This is a genomic window from Polaribacter marinaquae, from assembly GCF_038019025.1.
GTDB classification, from domain to species: Bacteria; Bacteroidota; Bacteroidia; order Flavobacteriales; family Flavobacteriaceae; genus Polaribacter; species Polaribacter marinaquae.
Genome location: NZ_CP150496.1, coordinates 2984067 through 3005130 on the forward strand (window position 1 = coordinate 2984067; position 21064 = coordinate 3005130).

18 protein-coding genes are annotated in these 21064 nt (G+C 29.3%); 8 read left to right on the top strand and 10 right to left on the bottom strand.

Going from position 1 to position 21064, the window contains the following annotated elements; all coding sequences use genetic code 11:
• Positions 1-50: 50 nt before the first annotated feature.
• Both WG950_RS13165 and trkA read right to left on the bottom strand, forming a co-directional pair.
• On the bottom strand, positions 51-1550 hold the full coding sequence (locus WG950_RS13165) for a TrkH family potassium uptake protein (protein ID WP_340932983.1): 1500 nt from the start codon (positions 1548-1550) through the stop codon (positions 51-53).
• Positions 1551-2897, bottom strand: coding sequence for a Trk system potassium transporter TrkA (trkA, locus tag WG950_RS13170; protein WP_340932985.1), 1347 nt, complete (start codon positions 2895-2897; stop codon positions 1551-1553).
• A gap of 151 nt (positions 2898-3048) precedes the next feature.
• Between trkA and radC the strand changes: the two genes are divergently transcribed.
• From radC to WG950_RS13185, 3 genes are read left to right on the top strand one after another with little or no spacing between them, the layout of a single operon-like run.
• A complete protein-coding gene (gene radC, locus WG950_RS13175; protein WP_077809854.1) occupies positions 3049-3735 on the top strand; it encodes a RadC family protein in 687 nt (228 codons plus the stop codon).
• Between the two features lie 34 nt (positions 3736-3769).
• Positions 3770-5074 carry a polysaccharide deacetylase family protein gene (locus WG950_RS13180; RefSeq protein WP_340932988.1) on the top strand — a complete coding sequence of 435 codons (1305 nt, stop codon included), beginning with the start codon at positions 3770-3772 and terminating at the stop codon, positions 5072-5074.
• Position 5075: 1 nt separating this feature from the next.
• The gene (locus tag WG950_RS13185; RefSeq protein WP_340932989.1) at positions 5076-5930 is read left to right on the top strand and encodes a hypothetical protein; all 855 of its coding nucleotides are present in this window, start codon (positions 5076-5078) and stop codon (positions 5928-5930) included.
• Here WG950_RS13185 and WG950_RS13190 read toward each other — a convergent pair.
• Both WG950_RS13190 and WG950_RS13195 read right to left on the bottom strand, forming a co-directional pair.
• Positions 5900-7171 (bottom strand): polysaccharide biosynthesis C-terminal domain-containing protein, encoded by a 1272-nt coding sequence (locus WG950_RS13190; RefSeq protein ID WP_340935263.1) that lies wholly within the window; start codon positions 7169-7171, stop codon positions 5900-5902. The genes WG950_RS13185 and WG950_RS13190 overlap by 31 nt on opposite strands.
• Positions 7172-8308 carry a glycosyltransferase family 4 protein gene (locus WG950_RS13195; RefSeq protein ID WP_340932991.1) on the bottom strand — a complete coding sequence of 379 codons (1137 nt, stop codon included), beginning with the start codon at positions 8306-8308 and terminating at the stop codon, positions 7172-7174.
• Positions 8309-8382: 74 nt separating this feature from the next.
• Between WG950_RS13195 and WG950_RS13200 the strand changes: the two genes are divergently transcribed.
• Genes WG950_RS13200 through WG950_RS13215 form a run of 4 tightly spaced genes read left to right on the top strand, consistent with a single transcriptional unit; the run spans position 8383 to position 11845 of the window.
• The gene (locus WG950_RS13200; protein ID WP_340932993.1) at positions 8383-9066 is read left to right on the top strand and encodes a YjjG family noncanonical pyrimidine nucleotidase; all 684 of its coding nucleotides are present in this window, start codon (positions 8383-8385) and stop codon (positions 9064-9066) included.
• A 35-nt stretch (positions 9067-9101) separates the two neighbouring features.
• Complete coding sequence (locus WG950_RS13205) at positions 9102-9650, top strand: hypothetical protein (protein WP_340932995.1); 549 nt, start codon at positions 9102-9104, stop codon at positions 9648-9650.
• Position 9651: 1 nt separating this feature from the next.
• On the top strand, positions 9652-11019 hold the full coding sequence (locus tag WG950_RS13210) for a DUF5723 family protein (protein WP_340932996.1): 1368 nt from the start codon (positions 9652-9654) through the stop codon (positions 11017-11019).
• 1 nt (position 11020) lies between these two features.
• Positions 11021-11845 (top strand): hypothetical protein, encoded by an 825-nt coding sequence (locus tag WG950_RS13215; RefSeq protein WP_340932998.1) that lies wholly within the window; start codon positions 11021-11023, stop codon positions 11843-11845.
• On the opposite strand, the gene WG950_RS13220 is transcribed toward WG950_RS13215, so the two are convergent.
• Complete coding sequence (locus WG950_RS13220; RefSeq protein ID WP_340932999.1) at positions 11842-13113, bottom strand: replication-associated recombination protein A; 1272 nt, start codon at positions 13111-13113, stop codon at positions 11842-11844. The genes WG950_RS13215 and WG950_RS13220 overlap by 4 nt on opposite strands.
• Positions 13114-13191: 78 nt before the next feature.
• On the opposite strand from WG950_RS13220, the gene WG950_RS13225 reads away from it, so the two are divergent.
• The gene (locus WG950_RS13225; RefSeq protein WP_340933000.1) at positions 13192-13863 is read left to right on the top strand and encodes a rhomboid family intramembrane serine protease; all 672 of its coding nucleotides are present in this window, start codon (positions 13192-13194) and stop codon (positions 13861-13863) included.
• A 5-nt stretch (positions 13864-13868) separates the two neighbouring features.
• Here WG950_RS13225 and rlmB read toward each other — a convergent pair whose 3' ends face one another.
• The 5 genes from rlmB to WG950_RS13250 form a co-directional block, all read right to left on the bottom strand.
• Entirely contained in the window at positions 13869-14612 is a 744-nt protein-coding gene (gene rlmB, locus WG950_RS13230) for a 23S rRNA (guanosine(2251)-2'-O)-methyltransferase RlmB (RefSeq protein ID WP_340933001.1), read from the bottom strand.
• An 85-nt stretch (positions 14613-14697) separates the two neighbouring features.
• Positions 14698-15564, bottom strand: a complete 867-nt coding sequence (locus WG950_RS13235) for a RagB/SusD family nutrient uptake outer membrane protein (RefSeq protein WP_340933002.1) — start codon at positions 15562-15564, stop codon at positions 14698-14700.
• Positions 15561-16217, bottom strand: coding sequence for a RagB/SusD family nutrient uptake outer membrane protein (locus WG950_RS13240; protein ID WP_340933004.1), 657 nt, complete (start codon positions 16215-16217; stop codon positions 15561-15563). The genes WG950_RS13235 and WG950_RS13240 overlap by 4 nt, the downstream gene beginning before the upstream one ends.
• Positions 16218-16233: 16 nt before the next feature.
• Positions 16234-19461: a SusC/RagA family TonB-linked outer membrane protein gene (locus WG950_RS13245; RefSeq protein WP_340933006.1), complete on the bottom strand. Its 3228-nt coding sequence runs from the start codon at positions 19459-19461 to the stop codon at positions 16234-16236.
• A gap of 160 nt (positions 19462-19621) precedes the next feature.
• Positions 19622-21058 carry a SusD/RagB family nutrient-binding outer membrane lipoprotein gene (locus tag WG950_RS13250; protein ID WP_340933008.1) on the bottom strand — a complete coding sequence of 479 codons (1437 nt, stop codon included), beginning with the start codon at positions 21056-21058 and terminating at the stop codon, positions 19622-19624.
• Between the last annotated feature and the right edge of the window lie 6 nt (positions 21059-21064).

The following is a 21064-nucleotide window of genomic DNA, read 5'->3' on the forward strand; positions in this document are numbered from 1 at the left end:
GTGTTTAGTATTTGTTAACAATATGTTAAAATTAGAAAGATTGTAGTTTTCTAGTTTTTACGCCAAAAGAAAGGTGTAAATAGTATTAAAACAGTAAACAATTCTAACCTACCAATTAACATTAAAAAAGAACAAAACCATTTTGCAGAGTTGGTTAAATGAGCAAAATTATCTACAGGACTTACAGAACCTATTGCAGGCCCAATATTTCCTAGAGAAGATGCTGCAGCACCAATTGCAGACATAAAATCTAAACCTAATAATGTTAAGATTACAGAAGATATGATAAAAATTAACATATAAATTATAAAGAAAGATAGTATGTTAAAAACAATGGTTTGGTTTACTGTTTTGCCATCGTATCTTACTGGTATAATGGCATTAGGATGTAATGCTTTTTTAAATTCTAAAAAGCTATTTTTAAGCATGACAATATGTCTTACAACTTTTACACCACCACTAGTAGAACCAGCAGAACCACCTGTAAAAAATAGTGCAAAAAAGATTCCGGTTGCAAAAAAGTTCCACATTGTAAAATCAGCAGAAACAAAACCTGTTGTAGTTACTACGGATATAACCATAAATAAAGAATGTCTAATAGCACTTTCTGTTTCTCCTAAAACTTTTGGATGCGCTAATACAGATTCTAAATTAGGGTCTTGAAAGAATATAATAATGATTGCAATTATTGCAGAAACACCTAAAGATCCAAATAAATAATACTTAAATTCTTCACTTTTAAATACACGTTGCATTTTTCCTTTTAAAGCGAAATAAGTCAATACAAAATTTGTACCTGCAACAAACATAAAAAAGATGATAATGTATTGTATTAAAGGTTTTCCGTTATAAAATGCGATGCTATCAGATTTTGTAGAAAAACCACCAGTACTCATTGTTGCCATTGCATGGTTAATTGCATCAAACCATGTCATGCCAGCAAATTTTAATAAAAAGAATTCTAATAATGTTAATATTACATAGATTAAATATAATCTTTTAGCTGTATCTGTAATTCTTGGATGTAATTTATCTGCTGATGGGCCTGGAGCTTCTGCCATAAATAATTGCATACCACCAATACCCAAGAGAGGTAAAATAGCTATTGTTAAAACAATAATTCCCATTCCGCCAATCCAATGTGTAGCACTTCGCCAAAAAAGAATTCCTTTTGGCATGTTATCAATATCGGTTAATATTGAAGAACCAGTTGTAGAATATCCAGAAATTGTTTCAAAAAAAGCATCAGAAATACTTGGTATTGCTCCGGAAAGTAAATATGGTAACATTCCTGTAAAAGATAGAATTAGCCATCCAAGTGTTACAATTAAATAACCTTCTTTTTTCTGAATATTAGTGTTTATGGGTTTGTTAAAAAAGTAAAGTAAACTACCAATAAAGGTTGTTATAATACCTGCATTTAAAATTCCCCATTTTTCTATTTCATCATTAAAAATACTAAACGGAACCGTTAAAAACATAAACAGACCATTAAGTATTGCTGTAATACCTAAAAAACGATAAATTATTTTTGTGTTTAAATTTCCCATTTATCTAAATAGGCTTTCTACAGTGTTAATTGCTTCTGGCAAACAGAAAACAATCACTTTATCTCCGCTTTGAATTTGCATTTCACCAAAAGACATATATGGCTTACCATTTCTAATTAAGCCACCAAAAACTGCATCTCTAGGAAAATTTAAATCCTTAATAGGTTTTTCTGTAACTTTAGCATTCGGCTGAACTTCAAACTCAAAAATTTCAGCATCTATATTATGTAAATTTGCAGATGCAAGTATTTCTCCTTTTCTAATATGTCTAAAAATATTACTTGCAGCAATTAGTTTTTTATTGATTAAAGATTCGATACCAATGGTTTGAGAAATCTCGATATAATCCATGTTTTCTACCAAAGCAATGGTTTTTTTAACACCTTTAGACTTTGCTACTAAACAAGACATAATATTGGTTTCAGAATTACCTGTTACTGCAATAAAAGCATCGGTTTCTCTAATATTTTCTTCTTCTAGTAATTCTAAATCTCTACCATCACCATGAATTACTAAGACGTTTTCTAATTCTTCAGCTAAATTTTCTGCTTTTTCTCTGCTTTCTTCAATTAGTTTGATGTTAAAACTATCTTGACAAAGATTCCTTGCGGTTTTTTGACCAATACTACTTCCTCCAAGAATAATAACATTTTTAATATCGAATTTTTTCTTTCCTATAATCGGATATAAATCCTTCATATTATAACTTGGTACAGAAAAATAAACTTGATCGTTAAGTTGATATTTTGTATCTCCTCTAGGGATAATAGTTTGTGCAACATTATCTCTTTTAATAGCAATAGTTATAAAATCGATATTGTTAAATTTCTGTTTAGCTTCTTTTACAGTTAAATCTACCAATGGAGATTTGTAAGATAAAGAAGTACCCATTACATTAAATAAACCACTTTCAAACTCTACTGTATCGTTAAAAGAAGATTGTTTAAGCAACATTTTTATTTCATTTGCTGCTAATTCTTGTGGCGAAATCATAAAATCTAAACCAAACTCTTTAAAGTTTACTTCGCATTCATTTAAAAATTCTGGGTTGTCTATTCTAGCAATAGTTTTTTTAACACCTAAAGATTTACCGATTACAGAAATTGTAAAATTGGTATTCTGACTTTCTGTAACAGCAATTAACAAATCAGCAGAATTTATACCAATTTCTTTTAAAAGTTTTATAGAAGTGGCATCACCTTTTTTGGTAATTACGTCTAAATGATTGTTAATATAATTTAGTTTTTCTCCATCAAAATCTATGATATAAGTATCTTGAGATTCGTAAGAAAGTAATTTTGCTAAATGAAAGCCAACATCTCCAGCTCCAGCTATAATAATCTTCATATGTAAAAATAGATAGAATATAAGTTGCAAAGATACGAAAGTCTGTAAATTGTTTTTTTAAAATTGAATTTTCTTTTCAACCATTTAAAAAGCGGTACTAAATCGGTTAAACCTAACTTAAATCTGATTTTGTATTTTTATAAAAAAAAGCGTGGAAAAATTGACTATTAAATCTTGGGCATTAGACGATAGACCAAGAGAAAAATTGATTGCTAAAGGCAAAACATCATTATCTGATGCTGAACTTATAGCTATTTTAATAGGTTCTGGAAACAGAAACGAAAGTGCTGTGGCTTTATCTAAAAGAATTTTAAAATCGATAGATGGTAACATAAACCAACTAGCGAAACTTTCTTTAGAAAAATTAATGGAATTTAAAGGTATCGGAGAAGCAAAAGCAATTAGTATAATTACAGCTTTAGAATTGGGCAAAAGAAGACAATTAGAAGTTGCCTTAGAAAAGCCAAAAATAACTAGTAGTAAAGATGCTTCTTTAGTTTTACAAAGTATTATTGGCGATCTAGAACATGAAGAATTTTGGGTGCTGTTTTTAAATAATTCTAACAAAGTTATTGCAAAAACGCAAGTAAGTAAAGGTGGTTTAACGGCAACAGTTGTAGATGTTCGGTTGTTATTTAAAAGAGCTTTAGAATTGGCTTGTGTGGCAATTATTGTGGCACATAATCATCCATCAGGTAAATTACAACCAAGTAACGCAGATAAACAACTTACTAAAAAGATTAAAGATGCAGGTTTTACTTTAGATATTAAACTTTTAGATCATTTGATAATTACCCAAAAAGATTATTTTAGCTTTGCAGACGAAGGAATTTTATAGAATTTACAATTAATTAAAACTTCTATACCCATAAATGATATTAGTTTACACACATAAAATAACACCAAGAGTTCGTTACATTTTTAAGCATGTTTTAACCAGAACGCTTTTAATTTCTGTTGATTTTACAACAAAAGTAGAAGAATTTGTGGCACATAGTGGACCCAAATTAACATACACAAAAACGCCTTTAGGAAACGAATTTTTTATAAAAAGTAACGATTTGTTGTTTGAACAAGGTGTAAACGATTTAGATATTAATATTCAAAAATGGGACAATACTCCGTGTTTTTTTGGTGCCGGAAGTAAATCAGCAATTCCTTTTGATATTTTTGCGGCAAGTTTTTATTTAATATCGCGTTACGAAGAATATTTACCGCACGTAAAAGACATGCATGGTCGTTATACAGCAACAGAAAGTTTAGCATACAAAAACGGATTTTTAGAAAAACCGGTTGTAGATATTTGGGCATACAAGTTGTTAGAAAAGTTAAAAGAAAAATTTCCAGATTACGATTACAAAACAAGATCTTACAAATATTTATCTACTATAGATATTGATAATGCATTTGCCTATAAACATAAAAATTTTGTTAGAACCTTTGGTGGCTTTTTTAATGATTTATTTAAACTTCGTTTGATAAATGTTTGGTACAGATTTGCAGTTTCTTTAAATATTAAGAAAGATCCTTTTGATAATTTTCAAAAGATTTTAGATATTAAAAAAGCATCGGATATTAGAACCATCTTTTTTTGTTCTATAGGAGATTATACAACGTTTGATACCAATGTATCTGCATCTAAAAACAAATACAGATTGCTTATAAAAGATTTAGTAGATTATGCTAGAGTTGGTTTGCATCCATCTTATTTTACAATGCAAAATCCTGGGTTGCTAAAAAAAGAAAAAGAAAGATTAGAATCTATAACCAACATGCCGGTTATAAGATCTAGACAGCATTATTTACGTTTTAATTTACCAGAAACGTATCAGCAATTGATAGATTTAGAAGTTCAAGAAGATTATTCTATGGGATATGCTAGTAATGTTGGTTTTAGAGCGAGTACCTGCACACCATATTATTTTTACGATTTAGATTTCGAAATTCAAACTCCTTTAAAGATATTTCCTTTTGCTTTGATGGATACAACTTTAAACGACTATTTAAAAATAACACCTAAACAATCTCTTGGAAAAATTAGAGATTTAAGAAATGAAGTAAAAGCTGTAAACGGAACCTTTATAACCTTATTTCATAATGAAAGTTTAAGCAATCATTTAAGATGGAAAGGTTGGAAAAGATTGTACGAGTCTATGGTTAAAATAGCAACTTCTTAGGATGATTAAGCTTATCTCAAGAAAAAATATCAACATTGATAAATATGATGATTGTATTAAAAATTCAATTCAGTCTAGAATTTATGCGTTTTCTTGGTACTTAGATACTGTTTCTAAAAATTGGAGTGTTTTAGTCTTAAACGATTATGAAGCAGTTTTACCAATTTCTTGGCAGCGTAAATTGTTCTTTAAACTTGGTAACCAACCTTATTTTAGTCAGCAATTAGGAGTTTTTTCTAAGGATTTAATTTCAAAAGAATTACAAAAAGAATTTTTAAGTCAAATTCCGATTCATTTTTTTAAAGTTGTTATTCATTTTAATTCTCAGAATTATTCTACAGAAAACACAATTACATTAAAAAATTACAAACTAATCTTAAATACTGATTATGTTTCTTTTAAAAAGAATTTTTCTAAAGGAAGAAAACACGCAATTAAAGTAGGAGAGAAGGCGTCACTTTATGTAAAAGAAACAACTATATCTGAGTTGATTAAAATATACAAAGATAATTATTCATATAAAATTCCGTATAAAGTATTAACTGCATTGTCTAATGCTATTTTACGAAATCGAAAAGGATTTTTAATAGGTGTTTTTAAGGACGAGCAACTTTTAGGAGGTGCACTTTTTACAGATCATAATAACAGAATTACCTATTTATTTGCCGCTTTTACAGTAAAAGGAAAAACGTTACAAGCATCTAGTTTTTTACTTTCAGAGGTTATTAAAAAATATCAAAATAGCAATCTAACACTAGATTTTGAAGGTGGTAATATGCCAAGTATTGCCAAATTCTATCGAAGTTTTGGCGCGGAAGAAGAAAACTATTTTGCTTTTAAAAGAACTCTCTTATAAAGTTTTTTAAAGCAAATAAAAGAGAATAAACCTGTTAACCACATTAAAATAGCAGAAGTTATTGCAGCACCTTTAATGCCGTATTTTGGTATCAAATAATAATTACTAATTATATTTATTATAAGCGCAATACTAGCAATATAATAGTTAATGTGTGCTTTTCCAATAGACGAAAGTAGGTTGCCAAATAAACCTCTTAAAATAAATATACCAGAAATTCCAAGCATTAAAATAAAGAAAGTTGTTTGGTATTTGATAAAGCTTTCATCTAAAAGACTTAGTAAAAAACTACCAAAAAAATAACTAAACATAATTAATAAGAAACTTAATATAGTAAACATTTGTATATAGCTTTTTATATACGTTTTTATATAATTTTTGTCTAATATTTTTTCTGTAAAAGCAACAAAATCAGTATTGATGAAAACTCTAGGTAGAAATAATAAACTAAAAGGTATAATAGAAACATATCTATAATTTGTTACCATTTCTGCATCGTTTATTAAGTAACCAATTAATAAAATATCAATGGCAAAAAGTAATTGTGTAACAACGTTAGATAAACTAGCAAAGAAACCGTATCGCCAGAATTGAAAATTTAATTCTGAAACTATTTTTATTTTAGTTGCTTTAATTTTTATCTTTTTGATAAAAAATAAAGACACCAAAACAGGTGCCAACAATAAAGAAATTACATAACCATTTTCTTGATAATAAAAGGTTAAAACGGTAATTAAAATTAAGAAGATTAGACTGTATAAAAACTCGGAATATGCATAGTTTTTATTGTCGTGATTTATTCTTAACTGAGTTTTAATAATTTCAAAAAGAAAAGCCGGAATTAATAAAAACGATAAAATAATTATGAAAAATTGTGCTTTTTCAAATTGAAAAGAAATAAAAAAACTAGTACTTATAATAATACTTATTAAAACAAGACACGAAATTAATCCGTATTTTAAAACATATAAAAAAATATGATTTTTATCTTCTGCATTATTGTTTAATGCACTAAATCTTAGTAAACTTTGATGTAAGCCTAAACCACTAATTGGTAAAATAAATACAATAACATTATAAGAAAAAAGTAATATACCTAAATCTTGATTATCTATAAATTGTAAAGCTACCCAAGATGCAGCTAAAGATAAAATCTTAGCAAAAATTGTTGCCAAAAACACATAACTGCCAGAGCGTTTTAAAAAGTTTAATATGTACGTTTTAATTAAGTTCAGTGTAATTTATTTTAATGCTTTAAAATATAATTTTTCAAACTCTAGCGCAATTTTATTTTCAGAGAAATTATCGATAACAAAATTGTGCATTTTTTGTTTATTAAGTGTTTTGGTTTTAAAACTTTTTTCAAAAAGTAAAATACTTTTTAATAATTCTTCTTGATCATTTTTTTTAATTAGTTTACCAAAATCTTCTGGAAAATATTCTTTTATTCCGCCAACATTGGTAGAGATTACAGGTACACCACAAGAAAAAGATTCTAAAATTACACATGGTAGATTTTCATAATTACTAAACAAAACAAACAAATCACTGTTCTGTAATCTATTTGCAATTTCTTTATGAGGAATTTGATCAATAAATGTTACATTATTTAGATTGATATCAATTTTATTAGCAAAAGATATATAATTGCTAGAATTTTCACCAATTATTTCAACCTTAAAATTTGCTAATTTAGTTTCTAGTTTTTTGATAACTTTTAGTAAACCTTCAATGTTTTTATGTCGATTAACCATATTAGAAATATGCGAGATTGTAAAAACCGAATTTTTAGATTCTGAAGGAACAAACAAATTTGTATCAACAACATTGGGTACTCTTTTGTAATTTCCATCAAACCCCAACTGTTGCATTGCTTCTTTTAAATTGTTAGAAACTGGGCAAATAAATGCTGCATTTTTAGCAATTTTTTTACTGATAAACTTCTCAATAAAAGAAATGTTTTTTGATAAAGGTAAATGATAACCTGTAAAATGTTCAGAAATAATAAATGGTTTCTTTTGAGTTTTTTTTAGATACAAACTAAAAATACCAAAAGGATATAATTTATTTAAATGTACAACGTCAAAATCACCAATATTTTTTAATAAAGAAAGAAAAGCTTTTCTATATAAAAGTAGCTTATTTAAAGGGTTTTTCGTCTTTTTTATATAGGCAATATGTATATCTAATTCGTCTTTTTGTTCTGAAACTATTTCTATTTTTTGTATACAATTTTCATCAGAAATTATATGTAAAACTGTTACTTTATGTTTTTTTGAAACAGCTTTAGCATGTCTTTCTATAAAATCGCCATTAGTTGGCAAGACTCTAGAAGGAAACCAGCCGCAAAGAAATAATATATGTAGTTTTTTACTCAAAAAAAATAATTTATTATTACAAATATAACAACTTAATGTGCTTATAGTTTATTTATAATCTTTACTTTTAAAGGATGAAAATAGAACACGTATTTTTCGACTTAGACCACACGCTTTGGGATTTTGATAAAAACTCTGGTTTAACCTTTGAGAAAATTTTTAAATTAAACAATGTAAATATAGAAATTGATGATTTTTTAAGAATCTATATGCCTATTAATTTAGAATATTGGCGACTTTACAGAGATGAAAAAGTAACCAAAGAAGCACTTAGATACAATAGGTTAAAAAAGTCTTTTGATAAATTGAATTTTGAAATTTCTGATGTATTGATTGATAAATTAGCGATCGATTACATAGATAATTTATCAAGTTTTAATTACTTATTCGAAGGAACTTTTGAAATTTTAGACTATTTAAAAAGTAAATATCAATTGCATATCATTACAAACGGATTTGACGAAGTTCAAATGAAGAAAATGACAAGTTCAAAAATTATTGATTATTTTGATGCGATTATTACTTCTGATTCTGTTGGCGTAAAAAAACCGAATCCGAAAGTATTTAATTTTGCATTAAAGAAAGCCAACGCAACTGCAGAAAACTCGGTTATGATTGGCGATAGTTTAGAAGCAGATATTAACGGTGCTTTAAATGTAGGTTTTAACGTAATTCATTGTGTTTTTAATGATGAAACAGCAACAGACAACAATGTAACTTCTGTGGCTAATTTACTTGAGATTAAGCAATATTTATAAGGATTTAAGCGTTTGTAATTTGTAAAATATTTAAGATGAAAAAAAATATAATAATAAATATGCTTTTGTGTTTTGTTTTAATATTTGGGTGCTCAGAAGCTGTGGATTTCGACCAGATAGAAGATTATACATTAAAACCTTCTTATGCTTTATCATTAACCTATTTTACAATATCGCCAAATAATTTTGTGCCATTTCCTGGAGCTCCTCCAATTACAGAAATTTCAGAAAAATCTGACGTTAAAATATTTGAAACAAGTTTTATAAGACAAAATTTAGTACAATTAGATTTCGATTTTGAAATTACGAATAGATTCAACAGAGATTTTACGGTAGAAATTTCGTTGTTAGATGAAAATGACAATCTTATTTATCAGTTAAACGATTTAAATGTAGCTGCAAATAATTTAGAATTCAAACAAACAGAAATTTTAAATATAGAATCAAATCCAACGGTTAGAAATTTTACTAGAGTAGAGGTAAAGTTAAGTTTAGATGATAAAACAACGCCTATAATTGCATCTGATGTTGGTGAAATCATATTTAATTCTGCAGCAACAATACATTTAGAAGCGCCTTTATAAAATGAAAACAAAACTATTTTACTTAGTATTTATCTTTTGCATTGGTGTTTACGGTCAAAATAAACAAGTATTGTATGACTTTGCAGGTTTACCGCAAACACTACTCTTAAATCCTGGTTTAGAAACTAATTATAAATACCATATTGGTGTACCTATGCTTTCTGGGTTTTCATCAGAAATAGGATCAACTGGTTTTACAGTTTCAGATTTATTTGCTGCTGATAATAGAGATATTACAGATAAAGTTACAGCCGTTTTAGCGAATATATCTACTAGTGATTTTTTAAGTATAAACGCCAAAATCGACGTAATAAATATTGGTTATAGGTTAGATGATAAAACATATTTAAGTGGTGGTTTTTATAATGAAGTAGACGGAATTGGTTATTTACCTAAAGACGGAATTACACTTATAAACGAAGGTAATGCTGCGTATTTAAATAAAAGTTTTAGTGCATCTCAAATTCTTTACAAACTTGATTATCTGGGTGTAATTCATGCAGGAATTACTAGAAAAATAGATGATAATTTGACTTTAGGTGGGCGTTTTAAAATCTATTCGTCTTCGTTAAATGTAGAATCTACAAACAACACTGGTACTTTTACATCTAACCTTGGTAATAATAATATTTATGTGCACTATTTAGAAAATATAGATATAAATTTTAGAACCTCTGGTTTGATTAAAGACAATGAATATATTAATGATGCAAGTACATACATTGGTAATACTTTTTTTGGCGGAAATATGGGCGTTGGATTAGATTTCGGATTGTCTTATAACTTTTCTCCGCAATTACAGTTTTCTGCAAGTTTATTAGATATTGGTTTTATAAATCATACTAAAAACATTAAAAATACTATTACAAAAGGAAGTTTTACTTTCGAAGGTATTGCTTTTGATTATGATACAAACAATACAAATTATTGGCAGAATTTGAATGATGCTTTTGAAGAACAATTGCCAACAGAAGAAAATCAAGATTCTTATATCTCATGGAGACCTGCCAAATTTAATGCAGCAATTAAATATAGTTTTGGTGAAAAAAGAAGCAAATATTGCTATGATGACACGTATAAAGACTTCTTTACCGATGCTTTTGGTGCGCAATTATATTCAGTTTTTAGACCTTTAAGTCAGCAATTCGCTTTTACAGGTTTTTACGAAAAATCCTTTTCAAATAAACTACATGCAAAACTAACATATACTGTCGACGATTTTTCATATTCGAATATTGGCTTTGGAATTTCTACCCAAATATGGAAAATTAATTTCTACGGATTAGTAGATAATATCACAGAATTATCTGATATTTCTTCTGCAAATAATGTTTCTTTACAATTCGGTTTTAACCTTTTATTTAATTAAAATGAAAACAATTTATACACTTATATTTATATTAACTTTTAGTTCGGTATATAGTCAACAGAAAAAAATAAACAATTATAAATACTTAATCGTTCCAGAAAGATTTAGTTTTTTAAAGAAAACAGATCAATATCAAACTAGTTCTTTAACAAAATTTCTTTTTAAAAAGAATGGTTTTAATGTTATGTTAGATTCCGAAGAATTGCCTTTAGAGTTAAAAAATGATCCTTGTAAAGCATTAAAAATTATTATTCAAGATAAATCATCTATGTTTAAAACGGCGGTTCTAATTGAATTAAGAGATTGTTTTAACAAGGTTTTATACACTTCTAAAGAAGGTGGTAGTAGAATTAAAGATTACAAAAAAAGTTACCAAGAATCAATAAGAAGAGCGCATGCTTCGATGTCTAATTTTGTTTATGAGCCAAGTTTAGAAGTTACAATTACTAATAATAATGAAATATTAGAATCAACTAATAATAAAAAGGTAATTGTTAAAAACGATGTAGAAAAAGAAGTAACAGATATAAAGCCTGTAGTTAAAATAGATAATACAGTTACAAAAATTAAGAATAAAGTAAAAAAGGAAACTTTACCTAAAGTAACTAATACTATAAAAACACTTTATGCACAACCAAAGTCAAACGGATTTCAGTTGATTAATTTAAAACCAGAGGTTGTTTTCATCATTTTAAATAGTAAAGTGAAAGATGTATTTATTATTAAAGATAAAAACGGAATATTCTACTTAAAAGATAATCTTTGGATTGCAGAATACTACGAAAACGACAAGTTAGTTCAAGAAAAATATCAAGTAAAGTTTTAATAATCGTATCTATTTTTCCATCTATTTTTTAATATTTCTTTAAATTGATTTTCTCTTTGGTTATTGCCAGGTTCGTACAATTTTGTGCCAGAAATTTCTGAAGGTAAAAACTCTTGATCTATAAAGTTATTAGGATAATCGTGCGAATATTTGTAATCTTTACCATATTCTAAGTCCTTCATTAATTTTGTAGGCGAATTTCTTAAATTTAAAGGTACAGATAAGTCACCGGTTGCTTTAACTAAATTTTGTGCGGCTCCTATTGCCATGTAAGACGCATTACTTTTAGCTGAGTTAGCAAGATAAACAGCAGTTTGACTTAAAATAATTCTCGATTCAGGATTTCCGATAACAGAGACTGCTTGAAAAGTGTTATTTGCTAAAATTAGTGCAGTTGGATTTGCATTACCGATATCTTCAGACGCTAAAATTAGCATTCTTCTAGCTATAAATTTTACATCTTCACCACCTTCAATCATTCTTGCAAGCCAATAAACCGCAGCATTAGGATCGCTACCTCTTATAGATTTAATAAATGCAGATATTATATCATAATGTTGTTCCCCAGTTTTATCATATCTAGCTGTATTTTTTTGAATTTTAGATAAAACCAGTTCATTTGTAATTTCTATTTCCTCATCAGCAGAAACCAATAATTCGAAAATATTTAAAAGTTTTCTAGCATCTCCGCCAGATACTTGAAGTAAAGCATCCGTTTCTTTTAAAACAATTTTTTTAGCAGCTAAATATTCATCTTTTTCAATAGCTCTATTTAATAATGCAATTAAATCTTCTTTATCAAATGAATTTAAAATATAAACCTGACATCTAGACAAAAGTGCAGGAATAACCTCAAAACTTGGGTTTTCTGTGGTGGCACCAATCAAAGTTACCCAACCTTTTTCTACTGCACCCAATAAAGAATCTTGTTGAGATTTGCTAAACCTGTGTATTTCATCAATAAAAAGAATCGGATTTTTAGCAGTAAATAATCCACCACTTTTTTTGGCTTTTTCAATGACATCTCTTACATCTTTTACGCCAGAACTAATAGCGCTTAAAGTATAAAATGGTCTATTAGATGCTGTCGCAATTATGTTTGCTAATGTTGTTTTTCCGATTCCTGGTGGTCCCCAAAGAATCAAAGAAGGAATAATACCTTGCTTTATTAAATTAGTTAATACACCGTTTTTACCGACTAAATGGTGCTGACTGATGTAATCTTCTAAAGTTTTCGGTCTAATTCTTTCTGCCAAAGGTTCATTCATGCTGTAAAAATAGTAAAGTTTTATGACAGATGTTGTTAATTTCTATTTTGGTAAAATTTTTGATATTTTTAAAACTATATGGAACAAGAAAATCAATTAAATACATCAAAATCTATCTTTTTTATACCTGTACTTTATGTAATTGCTATTTGGGTTATATATTGGATAGAAATAAAATTTAATTTCAATTTTAATAAATTCGGAATTTTACCTCGAAATTTTCAAGGATTAAGAGGTGTGTTTTTCACTCATTTTATTCATAGTGATACTAAACACCTTTTTAATAATTCTATTCCGTTATTTGTGTTACTACTTAGTCTTTTTTACTTTTATAGAGATATAGGCTTAAAAATATTAATTTATGGAGGTGTTTTATCTGGTGCTTTAACTTGGATTATTGCCCGAGAATCTTACCATATTGGTGCCAGCGGAATCGTTTATTTATTATTTAGTTTTGTTTTTTTCAGCGGAATTATTAGAAAACATTATAGATTAGTTGCCCTCTCTCTAATAATTATTTTTTTATACGGAAGTATGATTTGGTATGTGTTACCAATTAAAGAAGGTATGTCTTGGGAAGGACATTTATCTGGCTTTATTATGGGATTTCTATTTTCTATTATTTATAGAAAAAAAGGGATTGTTAAAAAAGAATATCAATTTAGTAAAACTGAATTTGATACTTACTTTGATGAAGAAGGAAATTATATTCCTCCAGAACTTAACAGTGAAGTAGAGGAGGAGTTATAATTTATTTATGCCATTCTTTGTCTTACTGTTTCATATAAAAAAGCTCCACAAGCAACAGAAACATTTAAAGAAGCGATTTCACCTAATAAAGGTAATTTTGCTTTATAATCCACCATTTTAAGTATTGACGGGTTCACACCTCTATGCTCAGAACCCATAACGATTGCTATTGGTTGATTTAAATCAACTTGATATAAAGAATCATCTGTTTTTTCAGTTGCCGCAACTGTTTTAATTTCTGCAGATTGAAGAATGAATAATGCATCTTTTATATGATCTACTTTACAAATAGGAATTTTAAAAGCTGCACCAGCAGAAGTTTTAATAGTTTCTGCATTTACAGGAGCACTTCCATTCTTTTGAACAATAATTCCGTTAACACCTGTGCATTCTGCAGTTCTTATTATAGCTCCAAAATTTCTAACATCAGATAGCTGATCTAATAATAAGAAAAGAGGTTTCTTATCACTTTCTAAAGTTTTTTCAATTAAAGTTTCTAAATCATGAAATTCTATAGGAGAAATTTGAGCAACAGCACCTTGATGGTTGTTGTTTTTAGATAAACGATTCAATTTTTCTACAGGCACCATACTTGTAGTTAATTTTTTTTCTTTTATCAATTTATCTAATTCATAGAAAAGATTTCCTCTTAAACCTTTTTGAAGGTATATTTTATTAATTGTAGAACCACTTTCGATTGCTTCAATAATCGCTCTAATTCCAAAAATATTTGTCATTTCATTATTCATTCTGCAAATGTATGCTAATTTAAGAGCAAAAAAAAACCATCTCTAAAAGAGATGGTTTTAATGTTATATATAATATTAAAAAATATTATTTATTTCCTTCAGTAATGTTAGGATTATCTGTAAGTTCTCTTTGTGGAACTTCAAAAGTTAATCTTGGATCATCATAAGCAAAACTTTCTCCAGCTCTGTTTAAGTGAATACTACCTCTTGTGTTTGTTAATTTTCTTCTTTTCATTAGTAAATAACTTTTACCTTCAGCTAAGAATTCAATTTTAGTATTAAACACTATTTCATCAACAAGATCTTGACCTGATAAACCATCAACGTATGCATAGTCAGCAGCGTCATCATAACGATTAGCTAAAACTTGCTTTAATCTAGTTCTTGCAGCAGTATCATCTCCTTCTACAGCACTTAATTCAGCAGAAAGTAAGTACATTTCTGTAACTCTCATGTAAACATAATCATCTGTCATAGGATTTTGAGAAAAAGGAGTTCTTGCAGCATTATAGAATTTTCCGATAGGAATTAACGGAGATTCACCTACAGCAACAGTACCACCACTTGCTGGAGCACCAAATTGTTGTTTTCTTATATCATTATCATTGATTTTAGCATATAAACCATCATCAATACCTCTAAAGTTTCCTACTGCTTGGTAAGAATAACTATAGTAGTCCATAAAACCATGCCAAGAAACTAAACCTAAGTCATTTGCAACTGTAAGGTCAAATCCCCACATCCATCCTGGAGTGCTTAATTGTGTAAAACCACCAGTAACTTCATCTTGATTCATCATTGTGAATTCACCAGAATTAATTACTTCATCAGCTAAATCCCTAGCCATTATGTTTTTATCACTTTGCCCCATTGAAGCATAAACATAAGCTAATAAACCTTTAGCTACATTTTGATTTATAGAAGCTTTGTTTGGTCTTGTATACGTACTCATAAAGCTCTAATTGCAGAATTTAAGTCTGAAATTATTAGGTCATATACTTCACCCATTGTAGACTTTGCTTTTCCAGATTCACCTGGGTTTACATAGATAGGTAAAATTTCTGCATTAGCATCATACTCAATTGCGTAATACTGGCTTAAATAAAAATAACCAAACGCTCTAATAGCTTTTGCTTGCCCTACAACACCCTTAACAGCATCAGATGCTGGTACTGCATCATTACCACCATTAGCAGCAATAATTAAGTTTGCACTGTTAATGATTCTGTAATAAAATCTCCAAGCAGTATAATTTGGTAGTGTTATAGACGGATCATTTGTCCATAAAAGATTTGATAAATTTACAAATCTATTAAATCTAGCACCAATTTGTGCCATATCACTAGATAGTAAATCACTCATTAAATCAAAAGATTTATGTCCAAAATCTTCCTGATTACCTGTTCCACCTATGTATGCAGTAACCATTTGGTTATAAATACCTCTTAAGTTACCTTCAACAATGCTTGGGTTAATTAAGGCAGTTTCTCCTAAATCTTCATTCGAGATAAAACTAGTAGGTCTTTGATCTAAAAATTCTTCATCACAAGAGCTCAAGAAGAGACTCGCAACAATAATACATAATATAAAATTTATTTTTTTCATAATTAAAATTGTTTAATTAAAATTTAACTCTAACACCTAAAGTGTAGTTTGATATTGGACTATAGTTATATCTTTCAGAAGTACCAGTAAGAGATGTTGTTGGGTTGTACCCGTCTCTAGCAGAGATTAAAAATAAATTATCTCCAGATACCCATAAGCTTACAGAAGAAAGACCTATGTTTTCTAAATACTGAGTCGGTATACTATATCCTAACCTTACATTATTTAAAGATAAATAATCAGAACTTGTAATAAATCTTGTAGAAGCCGCATTTACTCTAATGTTTTCGTTAGAATAAAGTCTTGGTACATCTGTAATATCACCAGGATTCATCCATCTATCTCTCATATCTGCATTGTAACTGTAAGAACCTACTTTTCCATTACTCATTTGAGTAGCGTACTGTTGGTCATAACCATAACCTCCTAAACTATAACTAAATTGAGCGCTTAAGTTAAAATCTTTATAAGAAGTGTTAAGTCTAAATGCTCCACTTACTGTAGGTATTAAAGATTTATTGTTGTATTTACGTGTTGCGTCTGCATATTCAGTTGTAACACGTTCTTGAATGCTTGCTCCTGGATTTGCAGCTTTGTATACTTCTAAATCATTAATTCCTTCATTAGTATCGTATTGACCATTGTTATTTTCATCAACCCAGCTTTCTAACCATTGAGCATTACCTGTAGCAGGATCAACACCAGCCCATTCTCTTAAGTAGTAGTCAAATCTACTACGACCTGCAGATTGTGCAAAATTACCATCGATATTAATAACTTTAGCTTCACCAGTTGCATTTTCAATTGGCATTTGAGTTATTTCGTTCTCGTACATTGATCCATTTATAGATAAAGATAATTTAAAATCTTCATTTCTGATGATGTTACCAGTTAAATCAAATTCTAAACCTTTATTTACCATTTCACCATCGTTTGTTAAGATAACAGCATCCCCTGTAGAAGGTGATAATCTTTTGTTAACGTATAAATCAGTTGTAGTTTTAACAAAATAATCTAAACCAAAATCTATAGCGCCATTAAAAAATCTAGCTTCAATACCTGTTTGGAAACTTTGACTAGATTCCCAAGTAATGTTTGGATCTACAACTGCTCTTGGAGCTAAAGAAGGTAATCCTAATAAGTTTTGTACATCAAATCCTAATTGACCAGCAAAAGAATTATTTCCTTGGTCTCCTAAAACACCATAACTAGCTTTTAACTTTAAGAAATCGATAGTCTCACTAGAGCTTAAGAAATCTTCTTCACTAATAACCCAACCTGCACCTACAGATCCAAATGTTCCCCATTTGTTTTTAAAGAATCTTGAAGATCCATCTCTTCTTAATGTACCAGATAAGTAATATTTACCTGCGTAGTTATAATTAGCTTGAGTAAAGTAACTTTCTAAGCTTCTACCAATTCTAGAACCATTAGACACACCATTTTGATCGATGTAATTTTCTGGAACAATTACTGCATTAGGGTTTAAGTTAACAACTCCTTTTTTGCTTAAATCAAAATCCTCAAATGAAGATTCAAAACTTTCATGTGCGATTAAAGCATTAAAGTTATGGTCGTTTCCAAAAGTTGTTGCGTATCTTAAAATTTGATTAAAGTTTTGAGCAGAATATGTAGTATTAGACTTGTATAAAGTTCCTCCTAAAGCAACACCTGCACTACCTTGAATAGAGTTTCTTACTTGGTCGAAGTTACTACTATAAATATTTACACCATAAGTAGTTTCGAAAGTTAATCCTTCTAAAATATCAACAACAAAATTTACGTTACCGTTTATGTTATGTCTTTTAGTTCTATTAATGTTATAAATAGCTTCTCCAATACCGTTGTATGTTGCAGAAAAATCTCTACCATTACCAGCAGAGTTATCTGCAAAATCATAAAGACGATTTCCTGTGTTAGGATCTGTTAAGATGTTACCATCTGCATCTCTTAAAAATAAAGAGTAAATTGTTGGGATATAATCTAACATATAAGTTACAACTCCACCACCATAACCAGTAGCATCATTATATTCACTGTAAGAATAATCTAAATTAGTGTTTATCTTAACTCTATCCATAGGCTTAGTGTTAACATTTAATCTAGCACTATATCTATCAAATTGAGATTCTTGCACGTAACCTTCGTCAGATAAGTAACCTAAAGAAAAGTAATGTTTTGTATTCTCAGTACCACCAGATGTTTTAAAGTTGAATTCATTTCTGATTCCGTCTCTATAACCTGCGTCAGCCCAGTCAGTAGGAGTAAATTTTCTTGTTACGCCTGGTCTAACTTGACCTGTAGAAGGATCTATTAATTCATTACCGTCAGCAACGTTCCACATGTTATATAAAGGAGCGATACCTCTATCAGAAAAAACATTATCTAAAGCATACTGAGATGGGTTTGCTTGACCAGTTAACTCTGCACTGTTTTTCAATCCATCATAAACCAATCCTATGTACTCTTCTTCACTATGAATTAAGTCATAAAATGGTAATGTTCTACTGTTGATAGATGTTTGAAAATCAAATTCTACAACACTTTTTCCACTCTTACCTCTTTTAGTTGTAATTAAAACAACACCATTCGCACCACGGGCACCATAAATAGCTGTTGCAGATGCATCTTTTAAAATTGTAGTTGATGCAATATCATTAGGATTAATTGAGTTTACATCTCCTGTATAAGGAACACCATCCACAACATAAAGTGGCGAACTATTTCCTTCAATTGAACTAAAACCTCTAATTCTAATGTTAGCACTTCCACCAGGTCTACCATTTGTTCTTACAACAGATACACCAGAAGCTTCACCAATTAAAGCTTGAGCAACATTTGATACTGCTTTTGCATCAATATTTTCTGCTGAAACAGTACTAACACTACCTGTAAATGATTTTTTTGTAGTTGTACCATATCCTACAACAACAATTTCGTCTAGAACATTAGCATCTTCTACTAAGGTAACATTAATTGAGTTTGAGTTACCAACTGTTTTTTGAACAACTTTATAACCAAGATATCTAAATACTAGCACATCTCCAGTATTTGCTTTAATTGTGTACTCACCATTAAAGTCAGTCTCAGTACCGGTATTTGTTCCTTGTATTAAAACACTAACTCCAGGTAATAATCCAGAGCCGTCTTTAACTTTACCAGTAATAGTCTTTTGTTGAGCAAATGATATTTGCACAACTAACGCCAGTAATAGCGTTAAAATTCCATTAAACTTTGTCTTCATTGTATAATTATTTGAATTAATTAATTCCAAAAGGCTTAAAATTATCTTAATAAAACAATTTTTTAACATAAAATATTGAAAGTATAATTTATTATTTTTCCAAAAAAAAAGCACTCAATCTAACTAGATTGAGTGCTTCTCTATAAAATAATAACAGTGATTATTTAAATAACCATAGTTTAGTGTCGAGATTATCAGCACCTTGAGCGCTAACAGCTGCGTTGTAGTTTTCTTCATTTAATGCACCTGCGGTTGCAGAGTAACCGTGTCTTTGAGGAATGTCTGTAGCATTTGATAATAAGTTTGCTGGGGCAACTAATGCTATTCGTCCATCATTACCTTCGGCTTTGAATCTTCTCCATTCAGCCCAACTATTATATCCTTGAAAAAATAAAGATACATATTTTTCATATGCAATATCCTCAATTCCAGTGTATGGGTTTGCAGTTAAATATACTGTAGCATCCGCTGAATCAACTCCCCATTGTTCCATACTAGCAGTAACTGCTTGGTTGTATAGTGTAGCTGGATCTTCAGTTGTCCAACCTTTAGCAGCAGCTTCGGCTCTAGCAAATAAAACTTCAGAATAAGTATAAATCATTAATGGTGCTTCGCTATTACTAATAATATCACTTGTAATGAAAGAATAATCTGCTGTTGCAGAGTTTGAAGCTCCGTAAGGTGCTCCAACAAAAGTAGCTGAAGTAGTTGCAGGTTCTGCAAACTTAGCTAATCTCGGATCTTCTGGTAATGTATTTGTTCCTGTACCAATTAATTTGTCAACAAAAACATCACTCATTAGGTAATCTTTTCTTGACTCAAATCTATCTTGCCAAGGATTATCATTAGAATCTTCTGATAGGTATGTGTATTTAATATTTTCATCATTAGAAGATATTACTCCAGATAATGCTTCGTTAAATTTAACTTGACCTTTCGCAGGATCTGCTTTAGAAAGTCTTAATCCCATTACCATCTTAATAGTATTAGCAAAAGTCCTCCATCTATCCATATCTCCTCCGAAATAAATATCACTATCAGGACCATTGCCACCATCAATAGAAGCTAATGCAGCGTCTAATTCATTAAAAAGACCATCGTAAATAGCTTCTTGAGAATCATATGCTGGGTAGATATTGTTAGAAACATCTAGAGCTTCTGAATATGGTAAATAACCCCATCTATCTGTCATCCCATGCATAATGTATACTCTTAAAATTGATGCAGCAGCAATTTGATTTCCATTTGAACCATATGCTTGAGCAGCTATTTTAGTATCATCATTAGAATTTATTTCAATAATTTGACGTAAATCTTCTAATAGACCATAAGATCCATCAGGGCTCCAATTTAGTGTTTGATAACGAGATTCTTCATCATATTGACCGTTCGACAAATATTGAACGTATAAATTTGATGTAGTGCTAGCTATATAACCACTTGTTCCTCTTTGAACATTCGCTAATAAGGATGCCGTTACTGGAGTACTTGGGTTATTTGGGTTTTGGTTTGTGTCACCAAAATCCACTGTATCACATGCTGTAAATGAAACCGCTACAGCAAGAATAAGGGTTTTTATTTTATTAATTTTTTTCATTTCTTA